The organism is Janthinobacterium sp. JC611 (assembly GCF_018682595.1).
In the GTDB taxonomy this organism is placed as follows: Bacteria; Pseudomonadota; Gammaproteobacteria; order Burkholderiales; family Burkholderiaceae_D; genus Janthinobacterium.
In genome coordinates this window covers 56,425-72,477 of record NZ_JAFLJN010000005.1, presented here as the reverse complement: position 1 = coordinate 72,477, position 16,053 = coordinate 56,425, and the positions used below count along the sequence as shown (strand labels likewise).

General features: G+C 62.0%; 17 protein-coding genes. 8 read left to right on the top strand and 9 right to left on the bottom strand.

Features of this window, described 5'->3' with window-relative positions:
- Nucleotides 1-144: 144 nt before the first annotated feature.
- Complete coding sequence (gene sbcB / locus J0O65_RS06260; protein WP_215405159.1) at nt 145-1,593, bottom strand: exodeoxyribonuclease I; 1,449 nt, start codon at nt 1,591-1,593, stop codon at nt 145-147.
- A gap of 147 nt (nt 1,594-1,740) precedes the next feature.
- On the opposite strand from sbcB, the gene J0O65_RS06255 reads away from it, so the two are divergent.
- On the top strand, nt 1,741-2,355 hold the full coding sequence (locus J0O65_RS06255) for a DUF5610 domain-containing protein (protein WP_353056157.1): 615 nt from the start codon (nt 1,741-1,743) through the stop codon (nt 2,353-2,355).
- A gap of 1 nt (nt 2,356) precedes the next feature.
- On the opposite strand, the gene J0O65_RS06250 is transcribed toward J0O65_RS06255, so the two are convergent.
- The 5 genes from J0O65_RS06250 to J0O65_RS06230 all read right to left on the bottom strand — a co-directional run bounded on the left by J0O65_RS06250 (nt 2,357) and on the right by J0O65_RS06230 (nt 7,214).
- On the bottom strand, nt 2,357-3,322 hold the full coding sequence (locus J0O65_RS06250) for a GGDEF domain-containing protein (protein ID WP_215405157.1): 966 nt from the start codon (nt 3,320-3,322) through the stop codon (nt 2,357-2,359).
- A 261-nt stretch (nt 3,323-3,583) separates the two neighbouring features.
- Nucleotides 3,584-3,961, bottom strand: a complete 378-nt coding sequence (locus tag J0O65_RS06245) for an HPF/RaiA family ribosome-associated protein (RefSeq protein WP_215405155.1) — start codon at nt 3,959-3,961, stop codon at nt 3,584-3,586.
- Nucleotides 3,962-4,156: 195 nt separating this feature from the next.
- Complete coding sequence (locus J0O65_RS06240) at nt 4,157-4,822, bottom strand: DUF1345 domain-containing protein (protein ID WP_215405153.1); 666 nt, start codon at nt 4,820-4,822, stop codon at nt 4,157-4,159.
- A gap of 38 nt (nt 4,823-4,860) precedes the next feature.
- Nucleotides 4,861-6,111, bottom strand: a complete 1,251-nt coding sequence (locus tag J0O65_RS06235) for an MFS transporter (protein WP_215405151.1) — start codon at nt 6,109-6,111, stop codon at nt 4,861-4,863.
- 77 nt (nt 6,112-6,188) lie between these two features.
- Complete coding sequence (locus tag J0O65_RS06230; RefSeq protein ID WP_215405149.1) at nt 6,189-7,214, bottom strand: CDP-6-deoxy-delta-3,4-glucoseen reductase; 1,026 nt, start codon at nt 7,212-7,214, stop codon at nt 6,189-6,191.
- Between the two features lie 12 nt (nt 7,215-7,226).
- Here J0O65_RS06230 and J0O65_RS06225 point away from each other — a divergent pair, with 12 nt between their 5' ends.
- The 4 genes from J0O65_RS06225 to J0O65_RS06210 all read left to right on the top strand — a co-directional run bounded on the left by J0O65_RS06225 (nt 7,227) and on the right by J0O65_RS06210 (nt 9,432).
- Nucleotides 7,227-8,144 (top strand): SDR family oxidoreductase, encoded by a 918-nt coding sequence (locus tag J0O65_RS06225; RefSeq protein ID WP_215405147.1) that lies wholly within the window; start codon nt 7,227-7,229, stop codon nt 8,142-8,144.
- A gap of 83 nt (nt 8,145-8,227) precedes the next feature.
- Entirely contained in the window at nt 8,228-8,488 is a 261-nt protein-coding gene (locus J0O65_RS06220) for a hypothetical protein (protein ID WP_215405145.1), read from the top strand.
- A 192-nt stretch (nt 8,489-8,680) separates the two neighbouring features.
- Nucleotides 8,681-8,950 carry a hypothetical protein gene (locus tag J0O65_RS06215; RefSeq protein WP_215405235.1) on the top strand — a complete coding sequence of 90 codons (270 nt, stop codon included), beginning with the start codon at nt 8,681-8,683 and terminating at the stop codon, nt 8,948-8,950.
- Between the two features lie 242 nt (nt 8,951-9,192).
- Complete coding sequence (locus J0O65_RS06210; RefSeq protein WP_029496207.1) at nt 9,193-9,432, top strand: hypothetical protein; 240 nt, start codon at nt 9,193-9,195, stop codon at nt 9,430-9,432.
- 87 nt (nt 9,433-9,519) lie between these two features.
- Here the strand turns inward: J0O65_RS06210 and J0O65_RS06205 are convergent, their stop codons facing one another.
- The 3 genes from J0O65_RS06205 to J0O65_RS06195 all read right to left on the bottom strand — a co-directional run bounded on the left by J0O65_RS06205 (nt 9,520) and on the right by J0O65_RS06195 (nt 14,204).
- A complete protein-coding gene (locus J0O65_RS06205) occupies nt 9,520-10,206 on the bottom strand; it encodes a glycine-rich domain-containing protein (RefSeq protein WP_215405143.1) in 687 nt (228 codons plus the stop codon).
- A gap of 187 nt (nt 10,207-10,393) precedes the next feature.
- On the bottom strand, nt 10,394-12,241 hold the full coding sequence (locus tag J0O65_RS06200) for a CHASE domain-containing protein (RefSeq protein WP_251373535.1): 1,848 nt from the start codon (nt 12,239-12,241) through the stop codon (nt 10,394-10,396).
- Between the two features lie 196 nt (nt 12,242-12,437).
- Nucleotides 12,438-14,204 (bottom strand): glutamine--tRNA ligase/YqeY domain fusion protein, encoded by a 1,767-nt coding sequence (locus tag J0O65_RS06195; RefSeq protein WP_215405141.1) that lies wholly within the window; start codon nt 14,202-14,204, stop codon nt 12,438-12,440.
- A gap of 161 nt (nt 14,205-14,365) precedes the next feature.
- Between J0O65_RS06195 and J0O65_RS06190 the strand changes: the two genes are divergently transcribed.
- The 3 genes from J0O65_RS06190 (at nt 14,366) to J0O65_RS06180 (ending at nt 16,046) form a co-directional block, all read left to right on the top strand.
- Nucleotides 14,366-14,659, top strand: coding sequence for a DnaJ domain-containing protein (locus tag J0O65_RS06190; RefSeq protein WP_215405139.1), 294 nt, complete (start codon nt 14,366-14,368; stop codon nt 14,657-14,659).
- A gap of 96 nt (nt 14,660-14,755) precedes the next feature.
- A complete protein-coding gene (locus J0O65_RS06185) occupies nt 14,756-15,268 on the top strand; it encodes a hypothetical protein (RefSeq protein ID WP_215405137.1) in 513 nt (170 codons plus the stop codon).
- On the top strand, nt 15,258-16,046 hold the full coding sequence (locus J0O65_RS06180; protein WP_215405135.1) for a hypothetical protein: 789 nt from the start codon (nt 15,258-15,260) through the stop codon (nt 16,044-16,046). Before J0O65_RS06185 ends, J0O65_RS06180 begins: the two co-directional genes overlap by 11 nt.
- The last annotated feature ends 7 nt before the right edge of the window (nt 16,047-16,053 follow it).

Here is a 16,053-nt window from a genome sequence, read left to right as displayed (position 1 = left end):
AAACGATATACAGTTAGCCTCACAGCGCCTAACAAAACCGTAGCGAGCGGAAGGGAGAGGTGGCCGAGAAGCGCAACCGTACTGGAGTACCGTGAGCATCGCAGGCCACCTATACCGACGCGCAGCAGGTTTGGTTAGGTGCGACTAATCGCGCTGTGGTGCAACGATCTCCGCGTAATCGTAGAGTTCTCCCAGAATTTCCTCGCCCCGCTCATCGACGGATTCCGACAGCACGTCGATTTCCGTAAACAGCATTTCGATGGTGCGGGCGCCGCCGTCGCCGTCGAACAGGCGGGCGGCGCGGTGCTGTTCCCAGCGCAGGCTTTCCGCTTCGCTCAGGGTTTGCGGGAAATTGCGGGCGCGGTAGCGGAACAGCAATTCCTGCAGGCGCTCGTCGGCAAACGAGGGGCGGGCCGTGGCCAGCCTGGCCGGCGTGTCGCGGCGCAGCGACTCGAGCAGGCGGCGGTCGTCGTTGCTGACGAAGCCGTTGTACAGATCCTCATCCACATCCAGGGCGACATTCGCGCCCGGGCGCTGGAACACTTCGGCCCAGATGGCATCCATGTTCGGCGCCGTGGCGGCCAGCCCGGCGTTGACCTTTGCCGCGTCCACGTCGATGCCCCACTGCGCGGCCATGGCCGGCGACAGGGTCTTTAAATTGCCCACCAGCATGGGTGACTTGTTCAGGTGCACGCTTTTCACGGGCAGGCGCGTCATGCCTTCCGGCATGGCGTCACTGCGTGTAAACAGGCGCGTGCGGATGGTGTCCGCGTCCAGGCTGAACAGTTCGCGCGGGTCGTAGGCGCAATCCCAGACGAGGATCTCGTTCTTGTTGCTCGGATGCGTGGCCAGCGGCCAGACGACGCCCAGGCAGCCCCGTTCGGCGGGAAACATGCCCGACACGTGCAGGAAAGGCTGGCGCTCGCTGGCGGCCAGGTGCATGCCCATCTCGCTGGCGACCCTGTCTTTCTTGTGCAGCGCCAGGCAAAACTCGAACAGTTTCGGCTGTTTCTGCTTGATCAGGCGCGCCAGGGCGATGGTGGCGCGCACGTCGGACAGCGCATCGTGCGCCGCTTCGTGGACCAGGCCATTGGCCTTGCTCAAGTGTTCCAGCTTGAAACTGGTCTGGCCATCGTCGCGCTTCGGCCATGCGATGCCTTCCGGGCGCAGCGCGTGCGTCATGCGCACCACGTCGAGGATATCCCAGCGGCCGCAATGGTTCTTCCATTCGCGCGCATACGGGTCGATCAGGTTGCGCCAGAACAGGAAGCGCGTGACTTCATCGTCGAAGCGGATGGTGTTGTAGCCCACGCCGATGGTGCCCGGCTCCGAAAAGGCCGCCTCGATGGTGGCGGCGAACTGGTGCTCGGGCACGCCCAACTGCAGGCATTGCTGCGGCGTGATGCCCGTGATCAGGCACGATTGCGGGTCGGGCAGGAAATCATTGGCAGGCTGGCAATACAGCATGATGGGTTCGCCGATCTCGTTGAGGTCGGCATCCGTGCGGATGGCGGCGAACTGGGCCGGTCGGTCGCGGCGCGGCTGGGCGCCAAAGGTTTCGTAGTCGTGCCAAAGAAAGGTCTGGTTAGTCATTGATGGTCGTTGCTTGATTGGTTATCCGGGCCCCTGAAAGCGGCCGCTGCTACAGTTTTCTGAAAACCTGCCGATACTACACGAGAGGATGGTCATCATCGCGTTTTCCGCATGGTGGCATACATTGCCCGTTCAAGGAGGTCTATCGTGTCAATTCCCATCGCCGCAAGCGGCAATTCCACCCCTTCCGTGACTTCCGTCAGTACGGGCGTTGCCGGCAAGGACGATAAAGTCCAGCAAAAGGACGGCGTCAACGCTGAAATGAGCGTTAACGACCGCACCAAGCTGCAATTGAACGCCTCCATCATGCAGGCCTCGCTGAACGTCTCGATCGGATCCGAGAACGAGCCGCTGGCGCTGCTGTACAAGACGGCCATCACCAACATCAATGAAGCGTTGAAGGGCCAGTACGGCGAGGACGCGATACAGAACGCGGCCTCGCAGGATAACAGCGCCGAAGCGACGGCGAGCCGCATTGTATCGCTGTCGACGGGATTTTTTGACGCCTTCAAGAAACAGAATCCCGGCCTGGACGACGATACCGCCCTGACCAAGTTCATGGACACCATCAGCGGCGGCATGGAAAAAGGCTTCAAGGAAGCGCGCGACATCCTCGGCGGCTTGAAAGTGCTGAATGGCGATATCGCCGGCAATATCGACAAGACGTATGCGCTGGTGCAGAAGGGCTATGCGGATTTCATCGCCGCGCACAGCAGCAAGAAGGATGATGCCGCCAAGCCGGCCGACAGCAAGGCCGCCTGAACTACAGCATGACCCTGTTGCGGCCGTTAGCCTTGGCCCGGTAAAGGGCCGCGTCGGCGGCGGCGATCAGCGCCTCGTCGTCCTGTCCGGCCGCCAGGCTGGCCACGCCGAAGGAACCCGTGATGTGCGGCAGCGCGCTGCGCATGTCGGCGAAGATGACGGCGTGCCGCATGCGCTCGCACAGGCGCTCGGCCACCCGCAGGGCCACGTGTTCGTTGGTATCGGGCAAGATCACCATCATTTCCTCGCCACCGTAGCGCACGGCAAAATCCGTCGGCCGCAGGGCCGCGCCCAGCACTTGCGCGGCGATGCGCAGCGCCTGGTCGCCCGCCTGGTGGCCGTGCGCGTCGTTGAAACGCTTGAAATGGTCGAGGTCTATCATTACCAGCGACAGCGGCTCGCCGCTGGCGTGGGCCGTGACGATCATGTTGGGCAGCAAGTCGGTGAGCCAGGCGCGGTTGTACAAGCCCGTCAGGCTGTCGACCATCGACAGCTGGCGGTAGAATTCCCCCAGTTTCTGGCGCCGGCGCAGCAGGGCATTGGCGGCGCGGATGCGGAAGGACAGCAGGCGCAGCAGGTTGCGCGCCAGGCCGTTCGATTGCTCGATCAATTCCCACACGACAGCCGCATCGATCACCAGCAAGTCGGTTTCTTCCAGGGCGGAAATGGCGGCCAGGTTGCTCGCTTCATCGAGCACCGATTGTTCGCCCACGCTTTCGCCGGGCAAGACCTTGCTGACGGTGCCGTCATCCATGCCCGTGTGGGTGTCGGCGGCCACGGCCAGCGAGCCGCGCAGGACGATGTACAGGCTGGCGCCTTGTGTGTCGGCAATGGCTTCGCCCGCTTCGAGGCGCATGACGGGACAGGGCGCCAGCATGGCGGCCGTCTGGCTATCCGCCCCATCGCGAAATAGCTGTAAATCGCCGATGTTGCAGCCTGAAGCGCCGAAGTTGCCGATCTGTTCCACAATCACACTTTCAAAAAGCCGGCGCGCGCGAGCAGGGGGCCGGTAGCTTCATGATAGCGTAAAGCGGCCTAGACCGTCACGGCAAAGGCTTGCTTGATGACACCTACTGTGAGAAATACGACAATTATTTCATTGTCGTGTTAGTAAGCTGAAATGATGACGGTTTTGATATGCTTGTTGCCGCACGCGAAAGGCGGGCCGGATGTGCAAAGGCAGCCTTGAACGGCTGCCTCAGTCTCTGGAAATCCTGCGGGTGGGGAATTACTCGGCGGTTTCTTCCGCTTCGGCCGTATCGATCACGGCATTCTTGCCGGTGGCGTGGCGCTTGCTGTCTTGCAGGCGGCCCAAGGCGCTGTCGATGGCGCGTTTCAGTTTGTCGGTGGCGCCGGCAATGGATTGATGCACGGTGGCGTTTTGTTCAGTGACGGCGATTGGTTGATAGCCGGCAACGCGTGCTTCCATGACGCAGCGGATATCGTCGGCGCCGCCTTTCGGGCCATTCGTGTCGCTCAGGTGGACTTCGATGCGGGTCAGGTTGTCGCGGAAGCGGCTCAGTGCGCTTTCAAGTACGGATTGCACATGTTCGTTCAGTCCAGCGGTGTTGGCGATGGTGCTGTCGGTATGAATATTGATTTGCATATGCTTACTCCTGTCAATTCAAAAAAAACCCATCTCAGGCGTACTGCGGCCCGGTTGCTGCCTCATGCACATGACCTCGTGCATGGAACTTATCTTACTCCTCTTTCCAGTATTTCAAGAGGGTGCGCACGATTAAGATGAGCTTAACCCTTCAGCCAGGTCAAGTTTCCACCACGAAATTATTTATCGTCAGCCTTATCCATTGATCAGGCCCGCCGCGATATTGATCGACAGCCCCAGCACGACGAGGTTGAAGAAAAAGCTCAGCACGGATTGTCCCAGCACGATCTGCCGCATCAAGCGCGTCTGCACGGAAACGTCCGACGTTTGCACGGCCACGGCGATGGTGATGGCGAAATACAGAAAATCCCAGTAATCGGGGTTTTGTTCGTCGTCGGGAAATTTCAGGGGGCGCAGCGCGGGGTCGGCCTGGTAATACAGGTGGGCATAGTGGAAGCAGAACAGGGTGCCGACGAGGAACCAGGAGCCGACCAGCGTCAGGATCGTCAGGCCGTAATGCAGTGCGCGCTCGTCCGGCGCCATGTCTTTCATCGAGGATAGCTGCGAGACGATGGCCACCAGGCTCATCACGGATGCGACGGACAGGGCCGACAGGACCGTGGCGGCGCGCTCATCCTGGCGCGCCGCCATCACCTTCACCTTGTGATGGTTGGCGCGCATCATCATCCAGGCCATCGTCGCCAGGTAGAACCAGACGGCGACGTTCCACGCCGTCAGCAGCCGCGTCATCTGTTGCCAGGAAGACGGCAGCAGCAGGCCGGCCGCCACGCCGATGGCCGTGGCCATGCTCAGGTGGGGGCGGCTGCGGATGAAGCCGTGCAAGGGAAGCGTGATTTTCATGGTGCGGGTTCGTCAGTGGCAATAGCGCATCTTAGCGCCTAGCGCGCGGTCGCGGTGGCCGTCCTGGCTGCCGCTTCCTTTTCGTGGTGGGGAAAGCGGTCCATGCGCGACAGCACGGGGAACAGCACGGCCCAGATGCCCGTCACGGCCAGCGTGGCGGCGCCGCCGAAGAGCACGGCGCGCACGAGGCCGAACCAGCCGGCCGTCAAGCCCGATTCGAATTCGCCCAGCTCGTTCGAGGCGCCGATGAAGACGGCATTCACGGCGCTGACCCGGCCGCGGATCTCGTCGGGCGTCTCGAACTGCACCAGCAGGTGGCGGATGTAGACGCTGACCATGTCGCCGGCGCCCATCAGGAGCAACGCCGCCAGCGCCAGCGGGAAATAGCTGGTGCTGCCCAGCACCAGCGTGCCCAGGCCGAAGACGGCCACGCCGCCGAACATCCAGGCGCCCACGCGGCGCGTGATGGGGACGATGGCCAGCACGATCGAGCACAGGGCGGCGCCGGCGCCCGGCGCCGTGCGCAGCAAGCCCAGGCCGCCGGGGCCGATATGCAGCACGTCATGCGCCAGCGCCGGCAGCAGGGCCGTGGCGCCGCCGAACAGCACGGCAAACAGGTCGAGCGAAATGGCGCCCAGCACGATGGGTTTCGACCAGACGAAGCGCAAGCCTTCGAGCAGCGTATGCCAGCTGACGGGTTCGCGTTTCACCACTTGCGGCGCCGGCGCGGTGGCGCGCATCAGCAGGACGGACACGACCAGCAGCGCGGAAGAAATCAAATACACCACCTTGGGGCCGAAGTAATACAGCAAGCCGCCCAGGGTGGGGCCCAGGATGATGGCCACGTGCGAGCTCGACGAGCTGAGCGCGACGGCGCGGCTGAAGTGTTGCGTGGGCACCATGTTCACCAGCACGGCTTGCGTGGCCGGCATCATGAAAGCGCGCGCGCTGCCGAACAGCACCAGCACGGCAAACACGGGCCAGACGATGGAAATATTGCTTAACGTAAACGCCAGCAGGGCCAGTGCGCACGCCAGTTGCGCCGCCAGGCACCAGGCGATGATGTTGCGGCGGTTGTAGCGGTCGGCCACGTGGCCGGCCGGCAAGATCAACACGAGGAAGGGCGCGAATTGCGCCAGGCCGATCAGGCCCAGGTCGAACAGGCTGCCCGTGATCTGGTACACCTGCCAGCCGATGGCCACGCTTTGCATCTGCACGGCCACCGTGCCCAGCACGCGGGCGGAAAGATAACAGACGAAGTTGCGGTGACGCAGGATGGCGAGAGACATGAGATTTCCAGGGAACAGCGGGGGAGGGCGGCAGCGGGCGCCGCGCCAGCCGCGCCCCGCTGTCTGGAAGGTGACGCTTACTTGGCCAGGTCGGCTTCCGTGGTGAAGGCGTCGGCGTAGAACTCGTCGGCTGGCAACTGGCACAGTTGCACGAAATCGCGGTTGGCCGATTCGACGACGATCGGCGCGCCGCAGGCATATACCTGATACGCGGACATGTCGGGCAAGTCGGCCATGACGGCCTGGTGCACGAAGCCCGTGCGGCCTTCCCATGCGTCTTCCGGCAAGGCTTCCGACACGACGGGCACATAGGTGAACTGCGGCAAGTCGGCGGCCCACTGGCGGCACAGCGCGTCCATATACAGGTCGTGCGGACGGCGGCCGCCCCAGTACAGGGTGATCGGGCGCGGTGAGCGCTCGTTGATCATGTGCTCGACGATGGCTTTCAAGGGGGCAAAGCCCGTGCCCGAGGCCAGCAGCACGACGGGCTTGTCGGAATCTTCGCGCAGGAAGAAGGTGCCCATCGGGCCTTCGAAGCGCAGGATGTCGCGCTCTTTCATGCTGCCAAAGACCTGGTCTGTGAACAGGCCGCCTGGCATATGGCGGATGTGCAGGCTCACGGGGCCGCCTTCGACGGGCGCGCTGGCCATGCTGTAGCTGCGGCGCTTGTTGTCGCGCAGCATGATTTCGATATACTGTCCGGCGCGGTAATTGAGGCGCTCGCTGGCCGGCAACTGCAGGGTCAGCACGACGACGTCGGGCGCGACTTTTTCGATGCTGGTCACGCGCGACGGCATTTTCTTGATCGGGTAGTCGCTGCTGCCCGCCACTTCGCGCGCTTCGATGACGAGGTTGGCGCTTGTCGTGGCGCAGCAGAACAGGGAAAAGCCGGCCGCTTCCTCTTCCGGTGTCAGGGCGCGCTGCTGGTGCGCCTTGTGCTGGACGGTGCCAGAAACCACTTTACCCTTGCAGGAACCGCAGGCGCCATTTTTACAGCCATACGGCAAGCCCACGCCGGCGCGTATCGCCGCCGCCAGCACGGTTTCGTCCGCTTCACAGCTGAATTGGTGGCCGCTGGGCTGAACAGTAACTTGAAAAGTCATACAATCCTTGAGATGAAAAATATGTTAATGCACTCTTTGCGCAAGCCGTCAGGCTTGCCGCGCCTGCTGATCCTCGGTTGCGGCGACGTCGGCATGCGCTTGCTGCCCCTGCTGCGCACGCGTTTTCGCGTCTTTGCCGTCACCAGCCAGCCGGCGCGCCGCGCCCAGCTGCGGGCGGCCGGCGCCGTGCCCATCGTGGCCAACCTCGACGAGCGCGCCAGCCTGAAACGGCTGGCGGGACTGGCGACGATGATCGTGCACCTGGCGCCGCCCCGGTCGTCCGGCTTGCTGGACCAGCGCACGCGCAATCTGGCCGCCATTTTACCCGAGCATGCACGCATGGTGTATGTGAGCACCAGCGGCGTGTATGGCGATTGCGCCGGCGACTGGGTCGATGAAACGCGGCAGCTTGCGCCGGCGAATGCGCGCGCGAAGCGGCGCGTCGATGCCGAACAGGTCTTGCGTGGCTGGGGCGCGCGCCGCGGCGCCAGTGTGGCCATCCTGCGCGTGCCCGGCATCTATGCGGATGACCGCCTGCCGCTGAAGCGCTTGCGCGAAGGCACGCCGGCCCTGGCGGCAAGCGACGATGTGTACACCAATCATATCCATGCCGATGACCTGGCGCGCATCATCGAGCGGGCCTTGTGGCGGGGCAAGCCGGGACGCGTGTATCACGCCAGCGATGACAGCGAACTCAAAATGGCGGAATATTTCGATGCCGTGGCCGATACGTTCGGCTTGCCGCGCCCGCCGCGCCTGCCGCGTGCCGAGCTGCGGCAAGTGGTGACGCCGATGCTGCTGTCGTTCATGTCCGAATCGCGCCGCCTGCACAATACGCGCCTCAAGCACGAGCTGGGCGTGCGCCTGCGCTATGCGCGCGTGGCCGATGCCTTGCGGTCGCTGTCCGCCGCTGGCGCCGGCATCGGGTAAAATGACCGGTTATCTGCGCACTTTGCTGGGCCGGCGCGCAGCGCGCCGTTGCGGCGGTGCGCCATTCACCTAAGGACGACAGCATGAGCACCCTCACTTACGAAGAATACCTGGACGAGGTCACCACCGTCCTGACGGAACTGTATGGCCTTGACGACGACGCCGCCATCAAGCTGGTCGTGGCGGCGCAGGACGCCGAGTTTTTTGTCCCGCACGATGCGCATGAGGAAATGCGTACCGTCGAGCACGCAAAGAAAGATGCGGTCACCCTGTTCGAACGCAAGCAGAACCGCCAGCAAACGCAGGAAAAACAGCAACAGCGCGTGCGCCAGCAAAAGAAATAAGAGCAGTCTGTCGGCCGTCAGGCCGTGGGACAGCATGGGCTTCGGCGCAACACCGGGGCCTTGCCTTTTGATGCAGCGCAAACGAAGCATGGCGCGCTGGCGATATGGTGAGCAATGTCGTCACGCGTTTCAGCTATTTGTGGCGGGCTCTACAATTAGCGCGACGCAGTTTCCCGTCAGCAGGAGCGAGCCATGCGAGCTACGAGTCACCCCAGCAAGGAACAGGTGCGCGCCTATATGCGGCGCCGCGAACATGCGCTGCAGCCGCCACCACCACCCGATGAAATTCGCCGGCAACTGGCCTGGTGCCGTGGCGATGCCACCGCAGGCACTTGCCTGCCTGCCACCCCGGCCGGCGTGGCCGCGCAAGGTTGGCATCTATCCGCCGACATGGCCCGTCTGGGCACGCTCATGACGATTGCCTGGTTCATGCGTAGCGGCGTCCCCCATTGTAAAAATTGATGACGTGCAGCAAATTTTCCTGATTTGAGTTATCCTCTAGCACATTCCAAGTGCGTCAATTCTCTTCAATTATCACAATTTTGCTTTAAGTTACGCAAAAATCAACAATAGCGTGTATTATATTGTTTGCGGCGTAAAAACCGCATAAGTGATGGCGCTTTTTAGTGTGTTTACCCTGAATTATTGCAGAAGAGACATTCTGTTTTTTCTTGCTTTAATACAACAAGTACGGATTTTTGATCATGTCTCTCAAACAAATTACCTCTTTGCCTACCTACAACCCGAATCGCGTCCTCGATGCGATCATCGACAAGCTGCAACTGAAAAATGACGCCGCCTTGTCGCGAGCTCTGGAAGTGGCGCCACCTGTTATCAGCAAGATTCGTCACAATACCTTGCCGATCGGCGCCACGATCCTCATCCGCATGCATGAAATCAGCGATTTCAGCATTCGTGAATTGCGCGAGTTGATGGCTGCCTAAGAGCGCCTGACAGACGGCAAACTGAGAGGTGCCGTCTGGGTAAGTCAGGCTTGCCGCGTGCGGCAGCCACAGCTGTTTGCCGCTTTTCTATTGCGGGTCGCGGTTCAGTACCGGACGATCGAGATAGAAACGCCCCATGTCCAGTCCAGCCGAGGACGACTTGACCACCGCCGCCGTCAGTGAGGCAGGCGCGCTGGAAAAGGCGGTGTTGGCAGCCCCGGTCGCGCGGCCCGAATACGCCGTCGCCTGTACCGCTGCGCTGGAAAACGCCGTTTGCACGGTCCGTCCCGAGTAGGCCGTCGCCTGTACCGCCGCACTGGAAAATGCTGTTTGTACGGTCCGTCCCGAATACGCGGCTTGCACGGCCCGTCCCGAATACGCCGTTTCTGCGCGGATATAATCTTCCCCGAACGTTTGTTCATACAGCTGTTTCATGCGCTCGCCCACGCGATGGTGCGCCGCCTCGTCGTCTTCGCCGCGCAGGCCGATGTAGGGGAAATGATGGAGGAAGTAGCCGAACACCTGTTCGCAGTCGGCCGCATATTTCAGGGTGTCGAGGATGTGGTAGTGCCAGAACGTATCGACGTCCATCAGTGGCGCCGTCTCTTCTTCCGGAAACTGTTTCATCAGGATCAGGAAGCGGCGGTATTCGAATTCCACCGCATTCGCCTTCTCCAGGCTCCATCCTTCGCCTGACTCCCGGTGCATCAGCTTGACCTTGATCGCGTCCAAATTCAAATCGGCAATTGCCTTGAAACTGTCGTTCGTATCCATGAATGTCCTTTGGTGAAGAGCGTTGTGGGAAATACGGTGAAACAAGGGAAAGCGGTGGGTTTGTCCTCCTGGCAAGTAGTCGAGGAATGCCTGGCCCATGGCGGGCGGGCGCTGAGTTGATCTACATTAATATTGCATTTAATTACGAAATACGCAAGCTGAGCTTGTTGTCTGCGTGGCGCGCCGCTCAGCCGCTGGCCCGGATTTCCTCCTGGTAAGGGAAGCCGGTGGCGTCCGCGCCCAGCGGCACGCTGACGTGCACGCTCATGCCGGCCCCAGGGCTGCTTTCGATATGGAAAGTGCCACCTAGCAACTTGATGCGCTCCTCGATGCCCACCAGGCCAAACGAGCCCAGCTTGTTGCGCCCGTCGATGGCCGCGCCCACGCCGTTGTCGCAGATGCTCATCGACACCGTATCGCGGCACTTTTCCAGCTTGACCCGCACGCGGCTGGCATTCGCATGCTGGGAAATATTGCTGAGCGACTCTTGCAGGATGCGGAACAGGGCCGTCGCGCATTGATCGCTGAGGCAAATGTCGTCATGGCTTTCGCTCACTTCGCAGGCGATGCCCGTGCGCTGGCGAAATTGCGCCACCTGCCATTCGACGGCCGCATTCACTCCCAGGTCCAGCACGGTGGGACGCAAGTCGTTGATGATCTGCCGCACGCTCTTGATGGTGGTGTCGATCTGCTCCAGGGTCGAGCGGGCGCGGGCGTTCAGGCGCGGATGGCGGCGCTGCGTGCGCGAAGCCAGCATGTCGGCGTCGATGCGCAAGACCAGCAGGTTCTGTCCCAGGTCGTCGTGGATTTCCCGCGCGATGCGCTTGCGCTCTTCTTCCTTGATCTGGTCGGCATGGGCCGCCAGGCGGCGCAGTTTCTGGTGCGACAGCTGCAGGCGGATCTGGCTGGCGCGCAACTCCTCCGTCATGCTGTTCGCCATCTGGATGGCGCGCCGGCGCGATGACGCCAGCGTATGGAACAGCATGTACAGCAGCATGGTGCTGGCGAAGCCGATCAGCAGGGCCAGCCACGGCAAAAAGGCGCTGAAGCGCGTGTACAAGTCGCTCTTGCGCACGCTGAACAGCGCTTGCCACACGCGGCCATTGTGTTTGATCAGCATCGTGCTGCTCAGGTAACGCCCTGAGTTGCCGGGCAGCCACCATGGCGCATGCATGCCCTCCATCGTGCTGTCGAAGACGGGGCGCATGTCGTGCGGCAGTTGCAATGGTTCGCGTGCCTGCGGGCCGATATCGAACAGGGTCAGGCGGACGTTGCGTACCGGCATGTCCGCCAGCGCGCTGCGCATCATCGTCACCAGGTCGTAGCCGATGCCGACGGAGCCCTGGTAAGCCGCGCGCCGCTGCTCCACCGTGTCGGTCGGCATGCCGAAGCGGTACACGGGCAGGCGCATGGCCATGCCCGTCAATTGGGGGCGGCCTTCCATCGGCACGGGCATGCCGGAATTGCTGAGTTGGCCGGAATCGCGCGACTGCGCCAGCGTTTCGGCGATCAGGGGGCGCGAGGCGATGTCATAGCCATACTTTTCCGGGGCGCTGGCGATCGGTTCGATGTACATCAGCACGGAATAATGGGCGCGCGGGGCGGGCGGATGGATGGCAAAGGCCGGATAGCCGTCGCGCCCGGGCGGATAGTCGCGCCGTATGGCCGCTTCGACAGCGGCGCGCTGATTTTCGTCCAGTTCCTCGCTGTAATTGAGGTTCATCACGCCCGGATAATTCTGTTGAAGGGCGATATTCGCCACGTAGCGGTGGAATTGCTCGCGGCTCACGTGTTCGTTGGCGTGGAACAGGCTGGCCGTGCCGCGCAGCAGGTTGGCATACGACTTGACGCGCGACTCGATGTTTTTCTGGGTATTGCGCGCCAGATTGTTGAACAGGTCGCTGGCGTCGTTTTCGATCGACAGCGAAGCGGCCATGTAGAACAGCAGGCCTACCATCATCGACATGACAAAGCCGAGCAGCCACAGCGGTTTTTTTTCAGCAGCTAAAGGGTGTTCGCCGACAGTAGAAGACATCGCCATCCGCATCAGGAAGAGAAATCGGGTGCCGCCTGTGTGGTGGAGGCTGTAGCAAGCTGCACAAGCACTAATTGCAAATTGCTTAATATATGCCTAATATACAAAACTATCGTGAATATAGTCAACAGGCAATATTTTTCTTTGAAACGAAAAAAAACCGCCGCAGCGGTTTTTTTCGTGTGTCGTCCAGTCCTTATTTGGCGGGCTGCCAGCTGTCTTTCAGGGTGACGATGCGGTTGAAGACGGGCTTGCCCGGCTGGCTGTCGACCCGGTCGGCCGCGAAATAGCCGTGGCGCTCGAACTGGAAGCGCTGTTCCGGCTGGGCCAGTTCCGCGCCCGGTTCCAGCCACGCCTGCACCACTTCCTTGGCCAGCGGGTTCAGGGCCAGCTTGAAGTCCTTGCCGCCCGCGTCCGGCTGCGGGTCGGTGAACAGGCGGTCGTACAGGCGTACTTCGGCGGGAATCGCCGTCGGCGCGCTGATCCAGTGCATATTGCCCTTGACCTTGTAGTTGGCGCTGCCTTCCGTGCCCGACTTGCTGTCCGGGAAGTAGGTGCAATGCACGGCGACGACCTTGCCGTTTTCATCCTTGTCGAAGCCCGTGCACTCGACCACGTAGCCGTAGCGCAGGCGAACCTTGCTGCCCGGCTTGTCGTCGATGGGCGGATACAGGCGGAAGTAACCCTTGTTCGGCACTTCCATGAAGTCGTCTTCCTCGATCCACAGCTCGCGCGAGATGGGGAAGGTGCGCACGCCCCGTTCCGGGAAGTGCGGGTGCACGGGCGCCGTGCATTCCACGCTTTCGTTGTCGGGGAAATTGTCGATGATCAGTTTCAGCGGACGCAGCACGGCCACCGTGCGCGGCGCCTTCGGATCCAGGTCTTCGCGCAGGCAGCCTTCGAGCACGCTGTAATCGATCCAGCCGTCGGATTTCGTCACGCCTGTGCGTTCGCACATCAGCTGGATCGCTTCCGGCGTGTAGCCGCGGCGGCGCATGCCCACCAGGGTCGGCATACGCGGGTCGTCCCAGCCGTCGACGATTTTTTCCTCCACCAGCTGGCGCAGCTTGCGCTTGCTGGTGACGATGTAGGTCAGGTTCAGGCGCGAGAACTCGAACTGGTGCGGCACCGGTTGCTGGAAGAAGCCGCCGGCGGCCAGGGTTTCCAGCAGCCAGTCGTAGAACGGACGGTGATCCTGGAATTCCAGGGTGCAGATCGAATGCGTGATGTTTTCCAGCGCGTCCGAGATCGGGTGCGTGTAGTCGTACATCGGATAGATGCACCAGGCGTCGCCCGTGCGGTGGTGATGCGCATGGCGGATGCGGTAGATGGCCGGGTCGCGCAAGTTCATGTTCGGCGAACTCATGGCGTCTTCGCTCATCTTCGCGCGCAGGATGTGTTCGCCATCCTTGAACTGGCCCGCCTTCATGGCGCGGAACAGGGCCAGCGATTCGTCGCGCGGACGGTCGCGGAACGGCGAATTCTTGCCGGCCTGGCCGAAATTGCCACGGTTGGCGGCCATGTCTTCGGCGCTCTGGCTGTCCACGTAGGCAAAGCCCGCCGTGATCAGGTATTCGGCCATCGCGTACAGCTGGTCGAAATAGTCGCTCGCGTAGTGCAGGTGGCTCTGGCCATCGCCATTCTTTGGTTCCCAGTCAAAGCCCAGCCATTTCACGCTGTCCATGATGGTGTCGACGTATTCCTGCTCTTCCTTGGCCGGATTGGTGTCGTCGAAGCGCAGGTTGCACTGGCCGGCGTAATCGCGCGCCAGGCCGAAGTTGACGCAGATCGACTTGGCGTGGCCCACGTGCAGGTAGCCGTTCGGCTCCGGCGGGAAACGCGTGATCACCTGGGGCAGGCCGGGACGCACGTGGGCGCCGGCAGCCAGGTCGGCTTCGATGATGTTACGCAAGAAATTGGGCGCCAGCGCTGGCGCGGCGGTATTCGGTTTATCGTTGCTCATTGATCAATGCGAAAGAGTGACAGTAAAGAGCATTTTACCGTACAGCCAGCGCTTTATAAGCACGTATTTGCCCCCATTTCCCAGCATGTCAGCGACGCGGAAGCCGTTCTATAGGATAATTCGCCTTTAATTAGTAGAAATTCGCGCCTCCGGAGCCTTTTATGGAAAATTTATATAACGTCCTCGGTGTCGCGCCCAATGCCAGCGACGATGAAATCAAGAAGGTCTACCGTTCGCTGGCCATGCGCTTCCACCCCGACCGCAACCAGGCCCCCGGCGCCGAGGCGCGCTTCAAGAGCGTCACCAAGGCGTATGAAATCCTGGCCGACCCGGCCAAGCGCGCCGAATACGACCAGAGCGTGAACCACCGCATCATCATCGACCCGGAAGCGGAAGCGTATGCCCTGTGGTGCGGCGTATTCCGCCTGCATGGCACGGTGTTGCCTGTCGATTAAATCGATGCGGCCCGCATCAACCGGCCAGAATTACTTGAAAAACAACAACAACGGCGCTTTTAATTGAGCGCCGCGCATCACATTGGAAAGCACAGCATGAGAAGAGTACACCCTGAATTCGCGTACCAGTCGCGCGAGCTGGAAGGCCAGATCGAAGGCATCCTCGGCGACCCGCCGAACCGCAAGAACTACAAGAGCATGGTTGACGCGCTGGTCAGCGAATACGCCAGCGGCGGCGGCATCGAAGACGTGAACATGCTGGCCTTCGCGCTGGTCGACCACATCGCCTTCAGCGACCCGAAAGGCTTGCTGGCCGAGAGCGAAGACTACGAGTTCGGCGACCCTGCCCGCGTGTTTGCCATGGCCACGTGCGCCGCGCCGGAAGCGGCGAAGATGTACACCGCCATCGAGGACAGCTTCCCCGACCTGGCGCGCCAGGCCATCATCACGGCCTTTTTGCACAAGAATCCGCGCCTGTGGGACGACGACGACCAGTCGCTCGACCAGCTGGCCGCCAATGATGACGGCGACGACGAGATTGATGAAGACGAAGCCACCGACGATTTCGCCCAGATGTTTGACCAGGATGGAGATGACCATGGCCGATAATGACGACAAAAAAAGCAATCTTCCCGCGCTGACGAAGCAAGTCACGGAACTGGTGCTGTCCGGTTCCCTGGGCCATGCCGAGCAGGCGTTTGCCGATGCGGCCGACCAGTATGGCGACCTGGCCGTGGTGGAAGTGCTGAGCGCCATCCCGCCGCAGGTGACGGCGCTGCACCTGGCCGGTTTCGACGGCGGCAAGATGTCGCTGGCGACCCTGCTGGTGCCGCCGAAGGCCTGGGCCGACAGCCTGGCCTTCATCGCCGCCACCTGGAGCGACGACCAGATCGAGGACGATCCGGAACGCATCGCCGAAGCCCTGTTCGCGCACATCCACGGCGTGGTGTTTTCCACCGACGACGCCGAGCGCCGCCGCGAGCTGCTGCTCGAAGCGTCCGCCACCGACTGGGGCGCCACGGCGTTCGCCATCCTGTTCTCGATGGCGCCGAAGGAAATCCTCGAAGTGGCGGGCGAGATCGTCATCAAGGGACCGTATGTGACGGGCGTGACCTCGTCCGACAACGACATCGTGCCGCTGGCCGTCGAGCTGGCGCAGGCGAATGAAGACGGCTGGGACCGCTCACTGTTCGAACTGTTCCCCGACTTCCGCCACAGCGCCGACCTGGCCGACGCCGAGTACTCGGACGACCCGGACGAAGAGCCGACCATGTTGCAGCGCAGTACCAAGGAATTGCTGTACCGCCTGCGCAAGCAAGTGCCGAGCACGCGCAGCGCGCCGCGTTCCAGCACGCGCCGCAGCCTGGGCACGGGCATTTTCTCGTAATGAAAGC

What these genes read in the sequence shown, in the direction of transcription:
- J0O65_RS06195 (WP_215405141.1), bottom strand. Translation starts at nt 14,204, where the DNA reads ATGAGCAACGATAAACCGAATACCGCCGCGCCAGCGCTGGCGCCCAAT.
- J0O65_RS06210 (WP_029496207.1), top strand. Translation starts at nt 9,193, where the DNA reads ATGTCTCTCAAACAAATTACCTCTTTGCCTACCTACAACCCGAATCGC.
- J0O65_RS06230 (WP_215405149.1), bottom strand. Translation starts at nt 7,214, where the DNA reads ATGACTTTTCAAGTTACTGTTCAGCCCAGCGGCCACCAATTCAGCTGT.
- J0O65_RS06225 (WP_215405147.1), top strand. Translation starts at nt 7,227, where the DNA reads ATGAAAAATATGTTAATGCACTCTTTGCGCAAGCCGTCAGGCTTGCCG.
- J0O65_RS06185 (WP_215405137.1), top strand. Translation starts at nt 14,756, where the DNA reads ATGAGAAGAGTACACCCTGAATTCGCGTACCAGTCGCGCGAGCTGGAA.
- J0O65_RS06200 (WP_251373535.1), bottom strand. Translation starts at nt 12,241, where the DNA reads ATGTCTTCTACTGTCGGCGAACACCCTTTAGCTGCTGAAAAAAAACCG.
- J0O65_RS06205 (WP_215405143.1), bottom strand. Translation starts at nt 10,206, where the DNA reads ATGGATACGAACGACAGTTTCAAGGCAATTGCCGATTTGAATTTGGAC.
- J0O65_RS06215 (WP_215405235.1), top strand. Translation starts at nt 8,681, where the DNA reads ATGCGAGCTACGAGTCACCCCAGCAAGGAACAGGTGCGCGCCTATATG.
- J0O65_RS06240 (WP_215405153.1), bottom strand. Translation starts at nt 4,822, where the DNA reads ATGAAAATCACGCTTCCCTTGCACGGCTTCATCCGCAGCCGCCCCCAC.
- J0O65_RS06180 (WP_215405135.1), top strand. Translation starts at nt 15,258, where the DNA reads ATGGCCGATAATGACGACAAAAAAAGCAATCTTCCCGCGCTGACGAAG.
- J0O65_RS06245 (WP_215405155.1), bottom strand. Translation starts at nt 3,961, where the DNA reads ATGCAAATCAATATTCATACCGACAGCACCATCGCCAACACCGCTGGA.
- J0O65_RS06190 (WP_215405139.1), top strand. Translation starts at nt 14,366, where the DNA reads ATGGAAAATTTATATAACGTCCTCGGTGTCGCGCCCAATGCCAGCGAC.
- J0O65_RS06235 (WP_215405151.1), bottom strand. Translation starts at nt 6,111, where the DNA reads ATGTCTCTCGCCATCCTGCGTCACCGCAACTTCGTCTGTTATCTTTCC.
- J0O65_RS06220 (WP_215405145.1), top strand. Translation starts at nt 8,228, where the DNA reads ATGAGCACCCTCACTTACGAAGAATACCTGGACGAGGTCACCACCGTC.
- sbcB (WP_215405159.1), bottom strand. Translation starts at nt 1,593, where the DNA reads ATGACTAACCAGACCTTTCTTTGGCACGACTACGAAACCTTTGGCGCC.